Origin of the sequence: Protofrankia sp. Cas4, assembly GCF_963555915.1 — a bacterium.
Classification (GTDB): Bacteria; Actinomycetota; Actinomycetes; order Frankiales; family Frankiaceae; genus Protofrankia.
In genome coordinates, this window is the sequence record NZ_CAUVXL010000208.1 from 1 (window position 1) to 16903 (window position 16903).

Annotated in this window: 16 protein-coding genes; 3 read left to right on the top strand and 13 right to left on the bottom strand. The window is 66.1% G+C overall.

Annotation, left to right across the window (positions count from 1 at the left end; translation table 11 throughout):
- A partial coding sequence (locus U9979_RS18995) for a terpene synthase family protein (RefSeq protein ID WP_322780461.1) occupies positions 1–1651 on the bottom strand: 1651 nt, incomplete at its 3' end.
- 49 nt (positions 1652–1700) lie between these two features.
- Positions 1701–3116: a family 2B encapsulin nanocompartment shell protein gene (locus U9979_RS19000; protein ID WP_322780448.1), complete on the bottom strand. Its 1416-nt coding sequence runs from the start codon at positions 3114–3116 to the stop codon at positions 1701–1703.
- A 71-nt stretch (positions 3117–3187) separates the two neighbouring features.
- Here U9979_RS19000 and U9979_RS19005 point away from each other — a divergent pair, with 71 nt between their 5' ends.
- Together U9979_RS19005 and U9979_RS19010 are read left to right on the top strand one after the other, a co-directional pair.
- The gene (locus U9979_RS19005; protein WP_322780449.1) at positions 3188–3319 is read left to right on the top strand and encodes a hypothetical protein; all 132 of its coding nucleotides are present in this window, start codon (positions 3188–3190) and stop codon (positions 3317–3319) included.
- Positions 3320–4226: 907 nt separating this feature from the next.
- The gene (locus U9979_RS19010) at positions 4227–4649 is read left to right on the top strand and encodes an SSI family serine proteinase inhibitor (protein WP_322751829.1); all 423 of its coding nucleotides are present in this window, start codon (positions 4227–4229) and stop codon (positions 4647–4649) included.
- 108 nt (positions 4650–4757) lie between these two features.
- Here the strand turns inward: U9979_RS19010 and U9979_RS19015 are convergent, their stop codons facing one another.
- Entirely contained in the window at positions 4758–5522 is a 765-nt protein-coding gene (locus U9979_RS19015) for an SDR family NAD(P)-dependent oxidoreductase (RefSeq protein ID WP_322780450.1), read from the bottom strand.
- 174 nt (positions 5523–5696) lie between these two features.
- Entirely contained in the window at positions 5697–6257 is a 561-nt protein-coding gene (locus tag U9979_RS19020; RefSeq protein ID WP_322780451.1) for a Uma2 family endonuclease, read from the bottom strand.
- Positions 6258–6465: 208 nt separating this feature from the next.
- On the opposite strand from U9979_RS19020, the gene U9979_RS19025 reads away from it, so the two are divergent.
- The gene (locus U9979_RS19025) at positions 6466–7167 is read left to right on the top strand and encodes a dihydrofolate reductase family protein (protein ID WP_322780452.1); all 702 of its coding nucleotides are present in this window, start codon (positions 6466–6468) and stop codon (positions 7165–7167) included.
- A gap of 100 nt (positions 7168–7267) precedes the next feature.
- Here U9979_RS19025 and U9979_RS19030 read toward each other — a convergent pair whose 3' ends face one another.
- The 9 genes from U9979_RS19030 to U9979_RS19070 all read right to left on the bottom strand — a co-directional run.
- A complete protein-coding gene (locus tag U9979_RS19030) occupies positions 7268–7771 on the bottom strand; it encodes a flavin reductase family protein (RefSeq protein ID WP_322780453.1) in 504 nt (167 codons plus the stop codon).
- A gap of 27 nt (positions 7772–7798) precedes the next feature.
- The gene (locus tag U9979_RS19035) at positions 7799–8455 is read right to left on the bottom strand and encodes a hypothetical protein (RefSeq protein ID WP_322780454.1); all 657 of its coding nucleotides are present in this window, start codon (positions 8453–8455) and stop codon (positions 7799–7801) included.
- A complete protein-coding gene (locus U9979_RS19040; protein ID WP_322750569.1) occupies positions 8452–9735 on the bottom strand; it encodes a lysine N(6)-hydroxylase/L-ornithine N(5)-oxygenase family protein in 1284 nt (427 codons plus the stop codon). Before U9979_RS19040 ends, U9979_RS19035 begins: the two co-directional genes overlap by 4 nt.
- Positions 9736–9901: 166 nt before the next feature.
- Positions 9902–11560 carry an ABC transporter substrate-binding protein gene (locus U9979_RS19045; protein WP_322780455.1) on the bottom strand — a complete coding sequence of 553 codons (1659 nt, stop codon included), beginning with the start codon at positions 11558–11560 and terminating at the stop codon, positions 9902–9904.
- Positions 11561–11709: 149 nt separating this feature from the next.
- Positions 11710–12963, bottom strand: a complete 1254-nt coding sequence (locus U9979_RS19050; RefSeq protein ID WP_322780456.1) for an acyl-CoA dehydrogenase family protein — start codon at positions 12961–12963, stop codon at positions 11710–11712.
- Between the two features lie 30 nt (positions 12964–12993).
- On the bottom strand, positions 12994–14349 hold the full coding sequence (locus U9979_RS19055) for an FAD-binding oxidoreductase (protein ID WP_322780457.1): 1356 nt from the start codon (positions 14347–14349) through the stop codon (positions 12994–12996).
- Between the two features lies 1 nt (position 14350).
- Complete coding sequence (locus tag U9979_RS19060) at positions 14351–14677, bottom strand: hypothetical protein (protein ID WP_322780458.1); 327 nt, start codon at positions 14675–14677, stop codon at positions 14351–14353.
- Positions 14674–15972, bottom strand: a complete 1299-nt coding sequence (locus U9979_RS19065; protein ID WP_322780459.1) for an ATP-grasp domain-containing protein — start codon at positions 15970–15972, stop codon at positions 14674–14676. Before U9979_RS19065 ends, U9979_RS19060 begins: the two co-directional genes overlap by 4 nt.
- Positions 15969–16903: FAD-dependent oxidoreductase (locus tag U9979_RS19070; RefSeq protein WP_322780460.1), on the bottom strand; the 935-nt coding region annotated here is incomplete at its 5' end. The genes U9979_RS19070 and U9979_RS19065, both read right to left, overlap by 4 nt.

Consider the following 16903-nt stretch of genomic DNA (forward strand, 5'->3'; position numbering starts at 1 on the left):
TCGGGTCGGGAATCCGGTTCTGTCGCTGATTGGCGAGTTCCCACAACCAGCTACCGGTCATATCCTCGATCGCGCCGCGGAACATGCGACGCGCGCTCACGGCCATGGGTCCCGCGGTACGGGACCACAGATCGGCCAGACCGCGTTCCAGCGCGTTGACGGGGACCGGAATGACGGCGGACTCCACCGGCATGAATTCCGACAGCCGCCTGGTACACGCCTTCGCGGCGGCTAGATCACCCGTCCGGCCGAAGATCACCGGATAGTAGTCGTCGGCGTAGGTTCCCCAGGTGAGCCAGCCCGTGGTCAGGTTCAGTTGGTCCGCCGTCGCATCCGGATGGATCCCTGCCGAACACAACGGAAAATCATACGCCCTGAGCTTGTGTTCGTCCCAGATTCCGGGCACCGGGTCGAGCATCCCGATCTGGCCGGCCCACTCCACGATGTGGCGACGTGCAGCGGACAGGTGCGGGCTGCACCGAGTGGAATACGGCATGTAGAAATCGGGACGTTGAAGCCGGCCGACGACCTGATACGGGATGTGGGTGAAGCTCCGCAATCGCTGCGGTGCCGTCGAGACCAGTGCGGACCCGATGCGCGCTCCTGCGGTGCCCAGGCCCGTCGGACCGCCCAGGGCGCCGGTGCCCGCCTTGGCCCCGCCATTCATGTAACGGCTCGACCGCAAATGCCATTCATGACCACCTGACTGCCAGTCCTGCAGCCCCTTCACATAGGCCATGACATCCGCTCTGGCCGCCACGTCAAGGCCATGCTCCTCGACGAGCGGGGGTAACTCGGTGAAGGTGGTGTGCTCGAACTGGTGCAGCCGGGAGGTAAGCAGGTCGTTGACGATGTCGGCGGCTTCCTGGGTACCACACCCCAGGAATCGTTCGAAGACCAGGACGCCGTTGCTGAGCTCGCCTTCCTCTTCGACTTCGCGCTGGTAGGAGAACAGGTCGTTGCGCAGATGCACGCCGTCGGCGAACGTGTCCCGCAGTACCTGCATAGGCCGGGTCGCGGCGATCTCGGCGGGTACCTCAGCGGCCACCGCGTGTTCGATGAGATTCGCCGACCAGGGGGCTCCGCCGACCTTTCGCCGCATCTCGATGTATTCTACGGGGTCGGCAATCCGGTTTTCGTTGATATTGGAAAGCTCCCACAACGACTCATCCAGGAGGTTCCCGGTGCTGGCGGCGAACCGACACCGCCAATCCGCGGACCGGGCCGGAACGGTCCGGGTCCACAGGTCCGCAAGGCCGCGTTCCACCGGATTGGTCGGCGTCTGTGTGATCGCGCCATCCGTCGGCATGAACGCCCGCAACCGATCAAGATATTCCTGCGCGCCGGTCAGGTCATGGGTTCGCTTGTACAGCTCCAGAAAGTGGTCGTCGAAGTAGAACACCCAGACATACCAGTCGGTCACCAGATCAAGATCTGGACCTGTCGCGTCCGGATGGGTATAAGCACAGAGCAGTGCGTAGTCGTGAGCGTCGAAGTCGCGCTCGTACCAGATCACGACGCCGTTCTGCGACGCGTCGACCATGTCCATCTCGTAAGCCCAGGCTTTACTGTGCTCACGAGCTCGTTCCAGGTTCGGATTCAGCCGTGCCGGATGGGGCACATAGAACTCCGGTAGCTCGAATGGCACCATGAACCGCACGTAACCTTCCTCTTCGGCTGCTCCGCGGACAACACCACGGCTAGTCGCGGGCTCTGGCTACCTCGACGTTCTCCAGGACGCCAAGAGCGTCCGGCACGAGAACCGCGGCCGAGTAATAAGTGCTGACCAGGTAGGAGATGACGGCTTTCTCGTTGATACCCATGAATCGGACGGACAGGCCGGGCTCGAACTCGTCCGGGATGCCCGTCTGGTGGAGGCCGACGACACCTTGGTTGTCCTCGCCGGTGCGGAGCACGAGAATGGAGGTGGTCTGCGTGTCAGAGATGGGGATCTTGTTGCAGGGCAGGAGGGGTACGCCGCGCCAGCCCGGCACCTGGGCGCCGTCGATCACGGCTCCGGTCGGGTAGATGCCACGGCGGTTACATTCCCGGCCGAACGCGGCTATGGCGCGCGGATGGGCCAGGAGGAACCGGGAGTCACGCCGCCTGCTGAGCAGTTCGTCGAGGTCGTCGGGAGTGGGCGCGCCAGCGTGGGTGTTGATGCGCTGGCTGCGGTCGGCGTTGTGCAGCAGGCCGAATTCCCGGTTGTTGATCAGTTCTTTTTCCTGGCGTTCCCGTAGCGCCTCGATTGTCAGCTTGAGCTGGTGTTCGACCTGGTTCATCGGTTCGTTGTACAGATCGGCGACCCGGCTGTGTACCCGCAGCACCGTCTGGGCCACGCTCAACTCGTATTCGCGGGGCGCAAGCTCATAATCGACGAAGGTCCCCGGCAACTCAGGCTCCCCGGTATGCCCCGACGCCAGCGCGATGGACGCCTCACCGTGCTTGTTCTGTGGGGGCTCGGGCCGGCTCTGGAAGTGCTCGACATGGGTCCGCAGCGCCTCGGACCGGCCAGCCAGCTCCTGGAACACCTGTTGCGACAGCGCCAGCACCGTGCACCCGGTCACCGCCCTGACCGTGAACTCCCAGCTGCTCTGTGGCTCCACCAGCACCTGGTCACCGAAGTAGTCGCCGTCAGCCAGCACACCCAGCACGGTCTGATCGCCGTACTTTCCGGCGCCGACCTTGTCGACCTTCCCATGCGCAATGAGGAACACCCGGTCAGCCGGCTGGCCGGATTCCACGATCACATCGCCGGGAGCGAATTCCTGCTGAACGAACCGATCCGCCAACGCACTCAGGAGCACCGCGTCGTCGAACTCCCGCAGCAGGGGAAGCTCACGCAGTTCCTGGGGAATGACGCGGACCTCAGCCCCGGTCGAGACAAAAGTAATCGTCCCGTCGCCCACCGTATATGTAAGCCGGCGGTTGACCCGATACACGCCGCCCGCCACCTGCACCCACGGCAGTATCCGCAGCAACCACCGCGAGGAAATCTCCTGCATCTGTGGCGCGGACTTGGTAACTGTCGCCAGATTGCGCGCAGCCGCCGTACCCAGACTCAGCTGCGGCTGCCCGTCCTCCGTACCAGTCTCCACACCAGCCGACTCCGTCATGACCGACACCACCAATTCTTGGTCGTAGCAGCAGGAAAACAACGAACGTACATTCGAGGAACATCGTCGGCGTGGTCGACACGAGCGAGCTTTCCCACGCCGAACATGCCGAACATGCCGACCATGCCGACCATGCCGACCATGCCGACCATGCCGACCATGCCGACCATGCCGATAAGCGTTGCCGGGCGTTGAACCCGTGATTAGGGTCGAAGCGCTACCCGAGCGCGCGGGATCACGCTCCGCCCACCACCGGTGAATGAAGTGATCGGCTGCCCGTGACTATGCGATGACGTCCCTGGTGGACTGCATCGAACGACGCCAGTAGAATAGCCGGCGCAAACCGAATACCGCCACGTCTCCCCCGTCCGTTTCGCGTGCCGCCGGCAGGCTTCACACCGACATCGCACCGCGTACAGCGCATTCTCCTTCGACCCGCGGCGCGAGCTTTGCTCCATGCGGCGAGCCGACAGAAGCTTCCCGTAGAAATCACGGAAAAGGCAAGGACTTCCACGTGCCAGTCTGGGCTGGCCCACCGTGATGGTGTGCTCTGGCCCGCTCAGGATTGAGCGTTGACCACGAACCGTAAACCCGCCCAATCACTCGTTGTAACTACCGATATCCACTGCTCGGCCGGCCGTGGACACCGCCTTTGCTCGGTGCCGATGCCGGTGGTGCCCAGCCAGGGAATGCACCGACGATCGCATCGACCCGCCTGTGCGCAAGGCTCGTCCGGCCAGGTCCACGGTGCGCCGACCGTGACGCCGCGGTTGACGGAACGCTGGACCGGAACGCTCTGCGACGGCGTTAGATGACAGAGGGTAGCAGGTAGCCGTATTGATCTGGGTGAAATTGACTAACACGCGACACCCGGTGATGGCCGATTCAGGCTGGTAGCCCCACTCCCGGCTACTAGTTCGACCACGCTGTACCCGATCATTATTTTTCATGTATGTCGGGCCGTAGGTAACAGTTTCCCGTCGAGTAAAGCTCGCGTCATATATAGTTTCCCGCCATGACATGGCATATCATGACAATCATGGATGTGCCCGACCATCGTGAAGACAGGCTTCTCAGTCGGGTTGACGAAACATGAAGCAGGAGGTTGCGATGGCAAGGAGAAGGATTCTCGCCCGTTGGGGCACACTCGCCCTGGCACCGTTACTGGCTGCCGGCGTGGCTGCCATTCCGGCGTCGGCGGCCACAACCAGCTCGGTGGCCCGGCCGACGGGAGCACTGATTCTCACGGTGGCGCAGGGCGAAGCCCCCTATGTCGGCGCGACACCGGTCACCCTGTTCTGTCCGCCGAACGGCGCGACGACGCACCCCAACCCGGTCGCGGCGTGCAAGGCCATCGCGGCTGCCGGCGGTAATCTCGACAACCTCGCGGGCGACCCGGGGACGCTGTGTCCGGAGATCTACATGCCGGTGACGGCCGCCGCGGACGGCTACTGGGCCGGCCGGGTCGTCCACTGGCAGAAGACCTTCTCGAACGCATGCTTCCTGAATGTGGCCACGACACCGGTCTTCTGACCGGCTCCTGCCGTAGATCATCCTGAACGGGATAGGCGAGGGGGCCGCACCCGGGGTCCCCTCGCCTCGCCGGGAGACGTACGCCAGCGTGAGCATCCGGGCCGCCGGCTACCCAACCTGTCCGGTAGGTCGGATGAGCATCTCGTTGACCGCGACCCGGCGGGGGCGGGTGACGATGTATGCCACCGCATCCGCGATGTCGTCGGCCACCAGCTTCTCGACCCCGGCGAAGCGCCGTGCGGACGCTTCGCGGATCTCCTCGCGCAGATGGTCGGTCAGCTCCGTGTCGACCGCGCCCGGCTCGACGACCGATACCCGCACGTGCCGGGCGGTGACCTCCTGGCGCAGGGATTCGGTGAAGGCGTTCACCCCGAACTTCGTCAGGTTGTAAACCCCGGCGTTCGCCATCGCCCGCCGACCCGCGACCGAACTGATGTTGACCAGGTCGGCGACCCGCCTGGGACCGGTGTCTGCGGCGGCGAGCAGGTGCGGCAGCGCCGCATGAGCGACGTACAGCAGACCCTGGAGGTTCAGCGACACCATCCGATCCCACTCCTGGGTCGGCGCGCCGACGATCGGGCCGAGCAGCATGACGCCGGCGTTGTTGACCACTGTGTCCAACCGACCCAGCTCGGCGACGGTGCGTTCGACGGCGTCGACGGCCTGGGCCTGATCGGTCACATCGTGGGCGAGGACGAGCGCCCGGCCGCCGTCGGCGGTGATCTCGGCGGCGAGCTGTTCCAACCTGTCCTTGCGCCGGGCGACCAGCGCGACCGCCGCACCGTGCCGGGCCAGTTCCCGGCCGCTCACCGCCCCGATGCCGCTACTCGCCCCGGTCACCAGGGCCACCGTGCCGTCCAGCCGTTCTGCCATCAGTTACCGCTCCATCGTGATCGTGTCCAGGTGGGACGTGTCCAAGGTGGTCGTGGCAGGCAGCGCTACGGCACCTATTGATCAGCGCACCGAGGATACGTGCGCCACGGAGCCCGAAATCCGACGCCGGAGTTGCCGCCGGTCATATGCGGTGGGCGAGCGTGGCCGCGACCGCTACGGCGCCGGCGGAAGCAACGACGCCGGCGTGAAGCGCACCTCCACCGGCTCCCGCAGTGCCAGCACGTCCTCGCCGCGACCGAGATGGCTCCGCTCGTACACCGTCCCGGTCAGGCGCAGCACGTGCACACAGGGGCCGTCCGCGGGATCGACCATCCAGTAATGCGCAACGCCCGCCCGCGCGAACTGCGCAGGCTTCGCGACCCGATCTTCCTGGGCGCTCGACGGACTCACGACCTCGACGACGAGCAGCACGTCCTCGGCGAGCAGCGCACCCGGGCGCCAGACCGCCTCCGCGCGCAGCACGACCAGATCCGGGATACGCAGGTTGTCACCGAGCCGGACGCCGGTGTTCTCCTGAACGCGCAGATGCTTCGGTAGCGCAGGGCGAAGAAGCTGCCTGATCTCGTCGGTGACGGCCTGATGGAGGGGCGAGCGCGGTGGGGCCATGAGCAGGGCTCCGGCCGTGATCTCATACCGGCGGCCGTCATCGGGAAGCTCAAGCCAGTCCTGCGCCGTCCACGGCGTCCGCTTGTGGAGCAGGAGGTTCGTCGCCATGCCGGTCCTCCAGAGTGTGGTCCGGTGCGGTCCGGTGCGGGGTCGGCCGGAGTTCGGGGCCGGGGTGCCTGGGCAAAATCAAGGATAGCCGCGGTCGCCCGCCAACTGGCCCGGTACGGCGAGGTCCAGGCCGGGCGTGACATCCTGCTACATGTTCGAAGTTCGAGGGCAGACACCAGGTGCCAGTCACCACTAAAGAAGGTCGTGGATGACAAAGCTACGCGTGCACAACTTCTCGATCTCGCTTGACGGATACGCGGCCGGGCAGGCGCAGAGCGTCGACAACCCGCTCGGCGTGGGTGGTCACGGACTGCACGAATGGGTGTTCGCTACCCGCACCGGTGCTCAGATGATCGGCATGGACGGCGGTGACGAGGGCGTCGACGATCGCTTCGTCGCGCGGGGCGATGTCGGTATCGGTGCCACCGTCATGGGACGGAACATGTTCGGTCCGATCCGGGGACCGTGGGGTGAGAACGAATGGACCGGCTGGTGGGGCGATAATCCACCCTTCCACCATCCGGTGTTCGTCCTCACCCACCACGCCCGTCCGTCCATCACCATGCAGGGCGGGACGACGTTCCACTTCGTCGATGACAGTATCGACACGGTACTCGAACGAGCACGCGAGGCCGCCGACGGACAGGACGTCAGACTCGGCGGTGGTGTCGCCACCATTCAGCAATACCTCCGCGCCGGCCTGATCGACGACCTGCACCTGGTGATCGTGCCCATCCTGCTCCACCGCGGCGAACGGCTGTTCGACCATCTCGACGGCGATTCCGAGGGCTACCAGTGCGTCGAATTCGTCACATCCTCCTCGGTCGCACACGTCCACCTCTCCCGGATACTCCCACAATCCATCCCGGATCATTCGATCCAGACCCAGACCGCCGAGCTGGAAGTATGACCTGACAAAGCGCTGCCTGTGCTCGATCACACCGCCCCTGAGCAATACCGACGACCCGGTCGCAGATACTGTGGGCAGCGGCGTGGATCGGCACATTAGATCAGTCCGATGGTCGAAAATCCCGCCGATACCACAGGAGCGGCTCGGTCGAGTCCTGCCTCCTAATACCAGTGAGCTCCCCGATCAACAGGTCGTGATCACCCGCAGATATTCGTTCTGCGACGGTGCATCGAAATACGACGGCGACATCAACGAGATACGGAATGTCCGAGTTCGGCCAATCGTCGAACCGCACTCCGACGAACCGGTCCATACCTCTGGCGGCGAACCGCCGCGCCAGCTCGCGGTTGTCGCGCCCGAGCACGTTGATCACGAACTCGGACGCCTCGGAGAACACCGGGAAGCAACTGGAGGTATGCGATATCCCGACGAGAACAAGCGGTGGTTCAAGCGACACCGAGGTGACCGAACTGGCGGTGAACCCCCACGGGCGACCCTCCTGATCCCGGGTGGTGACGATGGTCAACGGCGCTGCGAGGAACGACATGGCCTCGCGAAAGGTCTCGCCGCCCAGGGCAGGCGGGACTCGGACCCCTGTACTCACAATTTCGTCCTCCAGTCGGCCATCGGGTCAGTGCCTGTGGGTCGCGGTCCAGAATCCGATCCACATCGCACCCCACCAGCACCCTTGAGAGACCACGGTTGTCACGGCGCCCCAGGCGAACAGGCGCGCGCTCAGCGCATCCGTCGAAGCCTTCATGCGTTTGTTGAGAATCATCGCCTGCAGTCCGTTGAGGGTGAGAAGCAGCACGAGGACCAGCTTCGCGCGGGTCAGCACGGTGGCCAGGTTCGGCTCCAGCAGTGCGCCGCTGACAACCATGCCGATGAGCCCCGTCCAGACCAGCAGGTGCAGCCGATCAACGCCGGAGACGGCTTCGGCGAACGTGGAACGTCCGACCAGCCAGACAGCAATGAGGTAATCGGCGACTAGCACTGCGCCGAATCCGAGAACGAGGGAGGCCAGATGGACGAACAGCGCGGCGTTGTGTAGAGCCGGATCGGGGTGCAGGTCGGTTGATATCCAGATCGCGGCGCACAACACAGCACATGCGCCGCAGGCCACCGCGACGAAGGCTCCCCACGAGCCAGACGGCGGCATGAGGCGGGCCGGTTCGGTCACAGGCATTCGCGGTGCGCGGGCAGTATCCTGACGCGCCTCGGGTGCCCGCTCGGAAGCCAGACCGGATTCCTTGGTCAGGTTCGCACGGTCCAGCATGCGGATCTTCATCCCGCCGTCTTCGCCTCCGCGAGATCGCGCCGGTCGAGCAGGTCGTCGACGATGTCCTGCGATCGATGGGCGAGCACGCTGATCAGCGAATCGGCGATGCCGTGGGTCTGCTCGTTGACGCCCTGCAGGTAGACCGCTCCCCAGGCCGAATCGCCGAGGTCCAGGCGATACCGCCTGCTCACCGCGATATCGGCCAGATCGACCCGGTCGGCGAGGTCACGTATCAGCGCGGGCATCCGCGGCTCATAGCCGGTACCCAGCAGCACCAGATCGCAGCGTAGTGGATCGACCTTGCCGCTCCGGCGATCCCGCAGCTCCAGCAGCACATCATCGCCGTCGACACGCGCATCAACGACCTCGGTCATGGCCTGTACGGCGGACCGCCGGCGCCCCAGCATCCTCTGCTGGTAAAGCATGGAGTAGATTTCATCGAGGAAGGGCGGAGCCAGGCCAGCGTAGTTCGCCAGGTGCATCTCGTCGAGAATCTGCCGGCGTACCTCGGCGCCGGCGTTGTAGAAATCATCGATGAAGGACGGGAAGAACAGCTCGTTGACGAATTTGCTGGTCTGGTAATTCGCCAGACCGATCGACCGCAACACCATCGTCGGCGTGCTCAACGGCAGGTCGTTGTGCAGGGCCATGAACATCTCGGCCGCGCTCTGGGCGCCGCCCACGACCACCGGCCGAATGGGTCGGTCAGTGGCCAGCTCGGCGATGCGCGTGCAGTACTGGGTACTGTGGATCACCCGGTCCGGCGGCAGGTTGTGGAAGACATCAGGGATGTGTGGGTCGCGGCCGGTGCCGATGACGAGATCGCGGCAATGCAGCCGGTCGCCGTCGGCAAGGGTCACGGTCCAGCCGATAATCGTACCGTCACCCGCGCGTCGCGGTTCAACGATCTCGCCGCGGGCGCCGTAGCGAATGCCCACATGGTCCAAGGAGTCGGCAACCCACTGCTGGTACTCCGAGAGCTCCCAGCGGTACGGGTTGAAGGTGCCCAGGTTCACGAACTCGTCAAGGCGTCCGCGTTCGTGCAGAAAGCTCAGAAAAGAGAACCGGCTCCGCGGGTTGCGCAGGGTCACCAGGTCTTTGAGGAACGAGACCTGGCTGCGCGCCCACGGAAGCAACAGATTCCGCTGCCACTTGACGTCCGGGTACTGCTCCAGCAGCAGGGTGCTCTCGGCCAGCTCGCGCGAACCGGACTCCTCGATTGCCACCGCGAGTGCCAGGTTCGCCGGCCCCGCTCCGATCGCCAGTACGTCGATCTCTTGGTCAGTCATATTTCCACCTGATGGTTTGTTGGTCGGGTTCGTCGCAGGTTGGATGTGCCGAAACCGTTGATCGACATCGATGATCGGGCGGGGCCGGCAATTCGCGGAGTGGGTCGGCTGGCCAAGGGCCGCATGATCATTGATTTTGTCGTGCGGCCCTTGGCCCCGAGCCTTTCTAGGACACCGTGACGCTGGTCAGATCGAGCTCACGGAATTGGGTGGGGACCACGTTGTGCAACCGCGAGGACCATGCGGCCGTGGCACTCTGAAACCAGATCGGGATCGTCGGCATGTCCTGCAGTACGAGCCGCTCAGCCTGCTGGTACAGCTGCTCGCCTTCCTGCTCCGACGGCGCCTCGTCGGCACGGGTGAGCAGTGCATCGACCGCCTGGTTGGAATACTGACCGACATTGGACGAGCCACCGGTCTTGAACAACGGGTTGAGGAAATTCTCGATCGACGGGTAGTCAGCTACCCAGGCGGAACGGTAGATCGCGTCCATCGTGTGGTCATTGAGCTTCTTACGCAACGCACCGAGCGTCGGCACCGACACGAATGTGCATTCCCGGCCAAGCGCCTTCTGGATCGACGCGCACGTCACCTCCATCCACTGCTGGTTGGCGGAGTCGACATTGGAGGTGAGCACGATCGGTCCCTGGAAACCGGTCGCATCGAACAGTTGCCTGGCCTTCTCAGGCTGGTAGGTGCACAGTTCCCCGCACTGGTTGTCGACATGGCCCTGGACATTCGGCGCTACCAGGCCGTCGGCCGGCGTCCGAGCACCGTTGAAGACCTTCTTGATGAGATCAACCCGGTCGATGGCCATCGAAATGGCCCGCCGCAGGTTCGGGTCGACAAAGCGCTTGTCGTAGAGAGGGAAGGCGATCGCCTGATATCCGAGGTACTTGTAGGCAACGCGGCGGGTGTCGGGAAGATCAGTCTTGATCTTGTTGTTGACCGTTGACGACCACGGTGTGAACGAGAGGTAGTCGAGTTTGTTCGCCAAAACGTCCGCGTAGGCGTCGTCCAGGTTCGGGTAGAACCGGAAATCAATGCCGTCGATGTGCGGCTTCTCCCCGGCGAAATTGTCGTAGCGCTGCACGAGGATGTTCTTGCCCTTCGTGTAGGACACGAACTGGAAGGGGCCGTTGCCGACCGGATGGGCCTCGAAGGCTTTTCTGTCGGCGAAGAAGCTTGCAGGCAACGGGAAGAAGGCCGCATAGCCGAGCTGGGTGGCGAACGTGGAGAACGGCGCGGAAAGGGTCACGACGAAGGTGCGGTCGTCAACGACCTTCAGGCCCGACATCTCCTTTGCCGGGGGCAGCGTGGCCGGCTGCTTGCCGTCCGCCGTTGCGTTGTTCACCTGACCGAAACCTTCGATGTGCGAAAAGTAGTTCGCACCCTGCATCTCGTTCGGGGAATACGCGGTGTAGTTCCAGGAGTCGACGAAACTCCTCGCGGTGACCGGCGTTCCGTCGTGGAAGGTCCACCCGGACTTAAGCTTGATCGTATAGACCTTCGCATCGTTCGTCTGGATGGATGCGGCGACGGAGTTGCGCGGCGCGGCGGTTTTCGCGTCATACTCCACAAGGCCCTTGAACAAGGCGCCGAGGACACCGATGCCGCCGACCTCCGTCGTATTTCCGGGGATGAGCGGGTTCTCCGGTTCGGTTTCGTTGTAGCTGATGATCGCATCACTGCTGGCGGTGCTGACCGTACCGGCGGTGTTGACAGGTCCAGCGGTGCTGGTAGTGGTGTCGGTCTTGCCGCACGCGCCGAGCAGCGCGGCGAGCACCGCGAAGACGGCGGCAGTTCGAAGTGACAGTGATCGCATATCTTCTCCATTCACGATGAGGTGACTGATGACGACGGCTTCTCGCATACGGCCACCAGTGCACATCCGGCATCAATGGGACCGATTTCAACAGAACCGTGAGTTGACTGCCATTCAGGTCCAGGCGGAACAATCAATTGCCGCCGAATTCAGCTGGCGATGCCCAGGCAAAGCGGGAAACCAGGCCTGCCGCCCAACAGATAGGCGCCGGCCGATTGCAGGATCCGATCCTGGGCGACAACGTGTTGGCACATCGTGTTCGTGTCGCGCAGCCAGCGGTCCAGCGGAGACGGCCGGTAGATCGAGCTGGTCTGAAGAAGGTCGTAGAGCCGGCCCACGATCGACCGCGCCGTCCGGAAGGCGTGCCGGCGCGACAGCGGCAGTGCGGCACGCTCGTCCGGGGTGAGATCGTCGAGGCTTCCCCCGGCGGCCAGCACCTCGTGTTGGCGCTGCATGCTGGCGTACACCCCGCTTCGGGTGGCGACGAAGTCGGCCTCGCAGTCGGCGATGGCGACCTGCATGCGGTAGTCGTCGGCCGCGGCGCCGCTGACCGGATGTACCCGGGTGGCGACGATCTCGCGGACATGGTCGAGCGCGGCCCGCGCAATGCCCAGTGGCACGCCGGGCATGTTGCGCATGTGCACCTCCGGCTGGGCAAGTGCCCCGCTGCCGTTGCGCACGCTACCGAAGACGAGGGTGTGTTCCTCGGGGACGAAGATGTCCGTGATCGTGTAGTCGCAGCTTCCGCTGCCCGCCAGGCCGGTGGTGTACCAGGTGTCGACGACCTCCACCTGCCCGCGCGGCACCATCATCAGCCGCGAGTCGTGCGGGTCGCCGGACGGGCTCGGGTCCGGTCGGCCGTCGCGGTAGATGAACGCTCCGGAGATCACCCAGTCGCTGTGAGTGATCCCACTACCGAACTGCCAGCGACCGGTGAGCCGGTAGCCGCCGGGGACGCGCTCGGCGTGCCCGGTTGGGAACAGCAGCCCAGCGGTGATCATATCCAGGCTGGGAAACATCTCCCTCGCCACGGACTCGTCCAGGAACGCGGCGTAGAGCCCGGTGTCCGAACCGATCATCGCGCACCAACCGGCGGCTGCGTCGCCGTAGGACAGCGCCTCGATGACCTCGGTCTGTTCCACGGAGGACGTCTCGGGACCACCCCACCTGTGCCCGAAGCCCATCCGGAACACCCCGGTGCCGCGCAGGAGCTCCACCACGTCCGCGGGCAGCCGCCGCTCACGCTCGATGTCCGCGGAGCGCTCCCGCAGTCGCGGCGCAATCGCCCGGGCGCGATCGAGAATCTCCCTACCGGTCAGCGGTGGCGCTGGCGTATCAGTGCTGGCCGCGGCGGTCTCACGGCAGGCATGTGCTATCTCACGGTGGGTCTGGGTGATGGTCATCTGATCACTCCCTCGGATGCTGTGGACGAGCTAGATCGCCTGGGCGAACCGGAAGACACGGTCGGGGTCGTAGCGGCGCTTGACCTCGGTCAGCCGCGCCAGATTCGGCCCGTAGTAGGCCGATCGCCAGCCGGCCAGGTCAGGGTCGGAGAAGTTGACGTAGGCCGCGTCCGGGGCGAACTCGCCCATGTCCTGGTGCAGACCGGTCAGCCACTCCAGGTTGTCCCCCATCACCTCGACGGGATCGTCGGTACTCCACGAGGTGTCCATCGAGACCAGGAACAGCACGTCCCGGTGGGGGAACGCGGTATCGGCCACCGGAACCCGGTTGATCGCGCCACCCCAGGTGAACAGGGCGACACCGGCGCCGTCCGGGTTGCCGCCGCCCGGCCACTTGTCCAGGGCTGCCAGCATGGTCGCCACCCCGGCCTCGGGTAGCGGTTCCCGCACGCATCGGGTTCGCACCGCGAACGAACCGCCCGCGGTGGTGTGGTGCAGAAAGTCCGCGGCCTCCCAGTAGGTCCGGTCCGCGATGTCCAGCCGGTACGGCGTGGCGACCGCCAATGCGGGCCCGAGCAGATCCCGCAGTTGCTCGGCCGGGCCCAGATGCTGCCCGATCACCGAGACCACACCGTCCTCGCCCGGCGCGCGACTCACGCCGATCCGGGCGGAGAACGCCTCCGGCGCGTGCCGCATGACCTCCTGCATCGTGGCCAGGACCGCAGGCGCGGATGCCCAGTGCCACAGCAGCAGGCAGGTGGACGTGTCCGGCACCGGACGTGCCTGGAAGGTGAAGGAGGTGTTCACGCCGAAGTTCCCGCCGCCACCACCCCGGCAGGCCCAGAACAGGTCGGTGTTCTCGGTTTCGCTGCAGCGCAGCGTCGTGCCGTCGGCGAGGACGATGTCGGTCCGCACCAGCGAGTCACAGGTGAGGCCGAACGCGCGCGACACCGCCGCGACACCGCCACCGAGCACGAGCCCACCGATCGCGACATCGTCGGAGTTGCCCAGCGGGAACGCCAGGTTGTGCGGACGCAGCGCGGCATAGATCGCCTTCATCCGGGTGCCGCCGCCGACTGTGACCAGCGCGGTCGACGGGTCCACGCGCACTGTGTCCAGCCCGCACAGGTCGAGCACCAGTCCGGTGGTGACCGAACTGCCCGCGTAGCTGTGGCCACCGCCCCGGGCCACGAGCGGTATGCCGTGCTCGCGGGCCCAACCGATCGCCGTGGCGACGTCGGCGACGCTCGCCGCCGTCAGCACCCCGGCGGGCCGCACGTGCCGGTAGCGCTCGTTGAACGCTCTGCCCGCCTCGGTGAAGCCGGCGTCGCCCGGCAACCGCAGCCGACCGTCGACCACACAGCGCAGCCGCGACCAGGCGTCCATCTCAGTCCACCTCCTCGAGGTAGGACGTCCCGGTCGCCGCGTGCGCGCCGTAGCGCTCCCACTCCTCGCGCAGCGTCAGCCGACCGTCGGTGGTGCGCTGCGGGACGTTCACGGTGTGCCCGGCGATCACCTCGCCGCCGTCGAGCACCATGGTGTAGGCCAGCCGGAGCGTGCCGTCCGGCCCGCACGTACCGGTGACGGTGCCTCGGCGCACCTGCCCACCGGCGAAGTCCGCCCAGACCAGATCGCCGTCCTGCTGGTACCGGGCAACCGTGCCGTCCCCGCCGCCGGCCTTGCGGAACGTCCGCCCGTCATAGTTGATCGTCATTCGTCCACGTCCAGTAGCCCGGCGGGCATTTCCAGGGTTGTGCCGGGTGGGGGTGGGGCGATCGGGTCGGCGTCCACCGTGACCAGCGCGCTCGCCGCGTCCAAGCGCTCGTTGCAGGTCAGCGCGTCGTCGGCCTGGCACACCACGAAGGAGTGACGGGCGATGTAGCCGCCCGGCGGCAGCCGCAGCGCGGTACCGGGTTCGACCATCCGGGACGCGATGACCAGTCCGGGCGCGGCATCGGGCACCCGGACCGAGCGCACCAGGCAGTCCCGCTCCGGATACCCGAACCGGATTCCCGCGACGGTTCGCCGGGTCGCGGCGATGTCCGGCCGCTGCCCGATGGCGACGTCGACGAGCACCTCACCCGGGTCGATGCCCGTGGCGGTCCGGCCGAGAAACGGGATCAGGTCGCCGCCGAGCCGGCCGTTGATCTCAATGATCAACGGCCCCCGCTCGGTCAGCCGCACCTCGGCGTGGGTGATACCATCCTCGATCTCAAGCACCCGGTGCGCCCGCGCCAGGGTGTCCATCAGCACGGTGTCGCCCAGGAGTGGGTCGCCCGCGTCGACGACGTGGCCGATCTCCTCGAAATAGGGGTGCCCGCCGGTGCGCTTGCGGGCCACGAACATCGGCAGGTATTCGCCTTTGTGCACGGCTGCGTCGACGCTGATCTCGGGCCCCACGGCGTAGCCCTCGACGATGGCACCACCACGGTAGGACTCGTCGCCGACCAGGCTCGCGTCCGATGCGACGGCGAAGGCGGCGTCCAGCTCAACCTCGTCGGCGGCGAAAACGACGCCCATGCTGGCGCCGAGAGCGCGCGGCTTGACCACGACCGGGTAGCCGATCCGCTCCGCCGCCGCGCGGGCCTGCCCAGCCGTGGCCGCCATCTCGAATCCCGGCTGCAGCAGACCCGCGGCGGTGAGCCGGGAACGCGTGTTGTGCTTGTCCCGGCAGCCGTGGACGCCGGGAATACTGAGGCCGGGTACGCCGAACTCGGCGGCGATCTTGGCCGCGGACATCACCAACGGCTCGTCCCAGCACAGCACCCCGACCACCGTGTGTCTGGCCGCCACCTCGCGGGCCGTCCCGGCCAGCAGCTCGTGGTCGAAGACGTTGATCACAGTGATCTCGTCGAAGTAGTCGTGCTGCCAGGTGGGCTTGAGGTTGTTGATCAGAACCAGGTCGAGTCCGGCCCGTCGCGCCCGTGCGGCGGCCGAGCTGACCAGGTACTCGCGGTAGAGCTTGAGCCCGCTGCCGATCACCAACAGCACATTCTTGGAACTGTTCATGCGTATTCCCTCCAGTTCGGCGATGACCTCATGACGGTCTCGGCAATTTGAGCGGCGATCAGGGGCGCGGTGCGGAACCCGTCGCCCCCGCTGGCCGCGCGTGCCCACACCACCGGGCCGAGGCGGACCAGGCTCGCCCCGCCCGTCTCGGCGTCGACCAGGTAGTGGCACTCCTTGACCCCGTGCACGGGGTAGCGGTCCGGGTCGGTCAGGATCGCCGCCACGACCTGATCGACCCAGCTGGTCCCGGCCGGATCGGGCCGGCTCGCGCGGTCGCCCACCGAGTCGACCTCCCGACACAACGCGCTGGAGCTGACCTTCAGCAACGTTCCGTCGCCCGGAGGCAGCAACCAGGACCGGCCGTCGGTGCCGATACGCCCAGCACTGGGCGCGTCCTCCCACCAGCGAGCCAGCTCCTCGGGTGGCCGCAGATACACCATGGCCTGGCGGTGCAGCACCATCGGCAGGTCGACCAGCTCCCGCGACCACGGCCCCGCGGCGATGAGGATCAGGTCGGCGCCCAGCCGCTCACCGTCGGCCAGGACGACCTGCCCCGCGTCCGCGTCGACCGCGACGATCTCCCGCCGCGGTCGCACCGTCACCAGGGCATGCGCGTCCAGCCATCGTGCCGCGAGTGTCAGGACCCGGTCGGCGAGCAGCACGCCGGCGTCGTGCTCCAGCACTCCCGTCCAGCCGGCGGGGAACCTCATATGCGGCAACGTGTCCGGCTCGACGAGCTCGACCGACAGACCGACCTCGGCACCGATCGCGGCCACCGCGTCGACCTCGCCGGCGGGCCAGGCGGTCACCACGCCGACGCGGCGGTAGAGTCTGGTACCCAGCAGCGCCTCCAACTCCAGCCACAGACGGTGAGCCATCGCGACCCGGTGGGTGGCGGCCCGATCACCGGGGTCGAGTGCCCGGATCGTCC

What these genes read in the sequence shown, in the direction of transcription:
- U9979_RS19000 (WP_322780448.1), bottom strand. Translation starts at nt 3,116, where the DNA reads ATGACGGAGTCGGCTGGTGTGGAGACTGGTACGGAGGACGGGCAGCCG.
- U9979_RS19010 (WP_322751829.1), top strand. Translation starts at nt 4,227, where the DNA reads ATGGCAAGGAGAAGGATTCTCGCCCGTTGGGGCACACTCGCCCTGGCA.
- U9979_RS19015 (WP_322780450.1), bottom strand. Translation starts at nt 5,522, where the DNA reads ATGGCAGAACGGCTGGACGGCACGGTGGCCCTGGTGACCGGGGCGAGT.
- U9979_RS19020 (WP_322780451.1), bottom strand. Translation starts at nt 6,257, where the DNA reads ATGGCGACGAACCTCCTGCTCCACAAGCGGACGCCGTGGACGGCGCAG.
- U9979_RS19025 (WP_322780452.1), top strand. Translation starts at nt 6,466, where the DNA reads ATGACAAAGCTACGCGTGCACAACTTCTCGATCTCGCTTGACGGATAC.
- U9979_RS19035 (WP_322780454.1), bottom strand. Translation starts at nt 8,455, where the DNA reads ATGAAGATCCGCATGCTGGACCGTGCGAACCTGACCAAGGAATCCGGT.
- U9979_RS19040 (WP_322750569.1), bottom strand. Translation starts at nt 9,735, where the DNA reads ATGACTGACCAAGAGATCGACGTACTGGCGATCGGAGCGGGGCCGGCG.
- U9979_RS19045 (WP_322780455.1), bottom strand. Translation starts at nt 11,560, where the DNA reads ATGCGATCACTGTCACTTCGAACTGCCGCCGTCTTCGCGGTGCTCGCC.
- U9979_RS19050 (WP_322780456.1), bottom strand. Translation starts at nt 12,963, where the DNA reads ATGACCATCACCCAGACCCACCGTGAGATAGCACATGCCTGCCGTGAG.
- U9979_RS19055 (WP_322780457.1), bottom strand. Translation starts at nt 14,349, where the DNA reads ATGGACGCCTGGTCGCGGCTGCGCTGTGTGGTCGACGGTCGGCTGCGG.
- U9979_RS19060 (WP_322780458.1), bottom strand. Translation starts at nt 14,677, where the DNA reads ATGACGATCAACTATGACGGGCGGACGTTCCGCAAGGCCGGCGGCGGG.
- U9979_RS19065 (WP_322780459.1), bottom strand. Translation starts at nt 15,972, where the DNA reads ATGAACAGTTCCAAGAATGTGCTGTTGGTGATCGGCAGCGGGCTCAAG.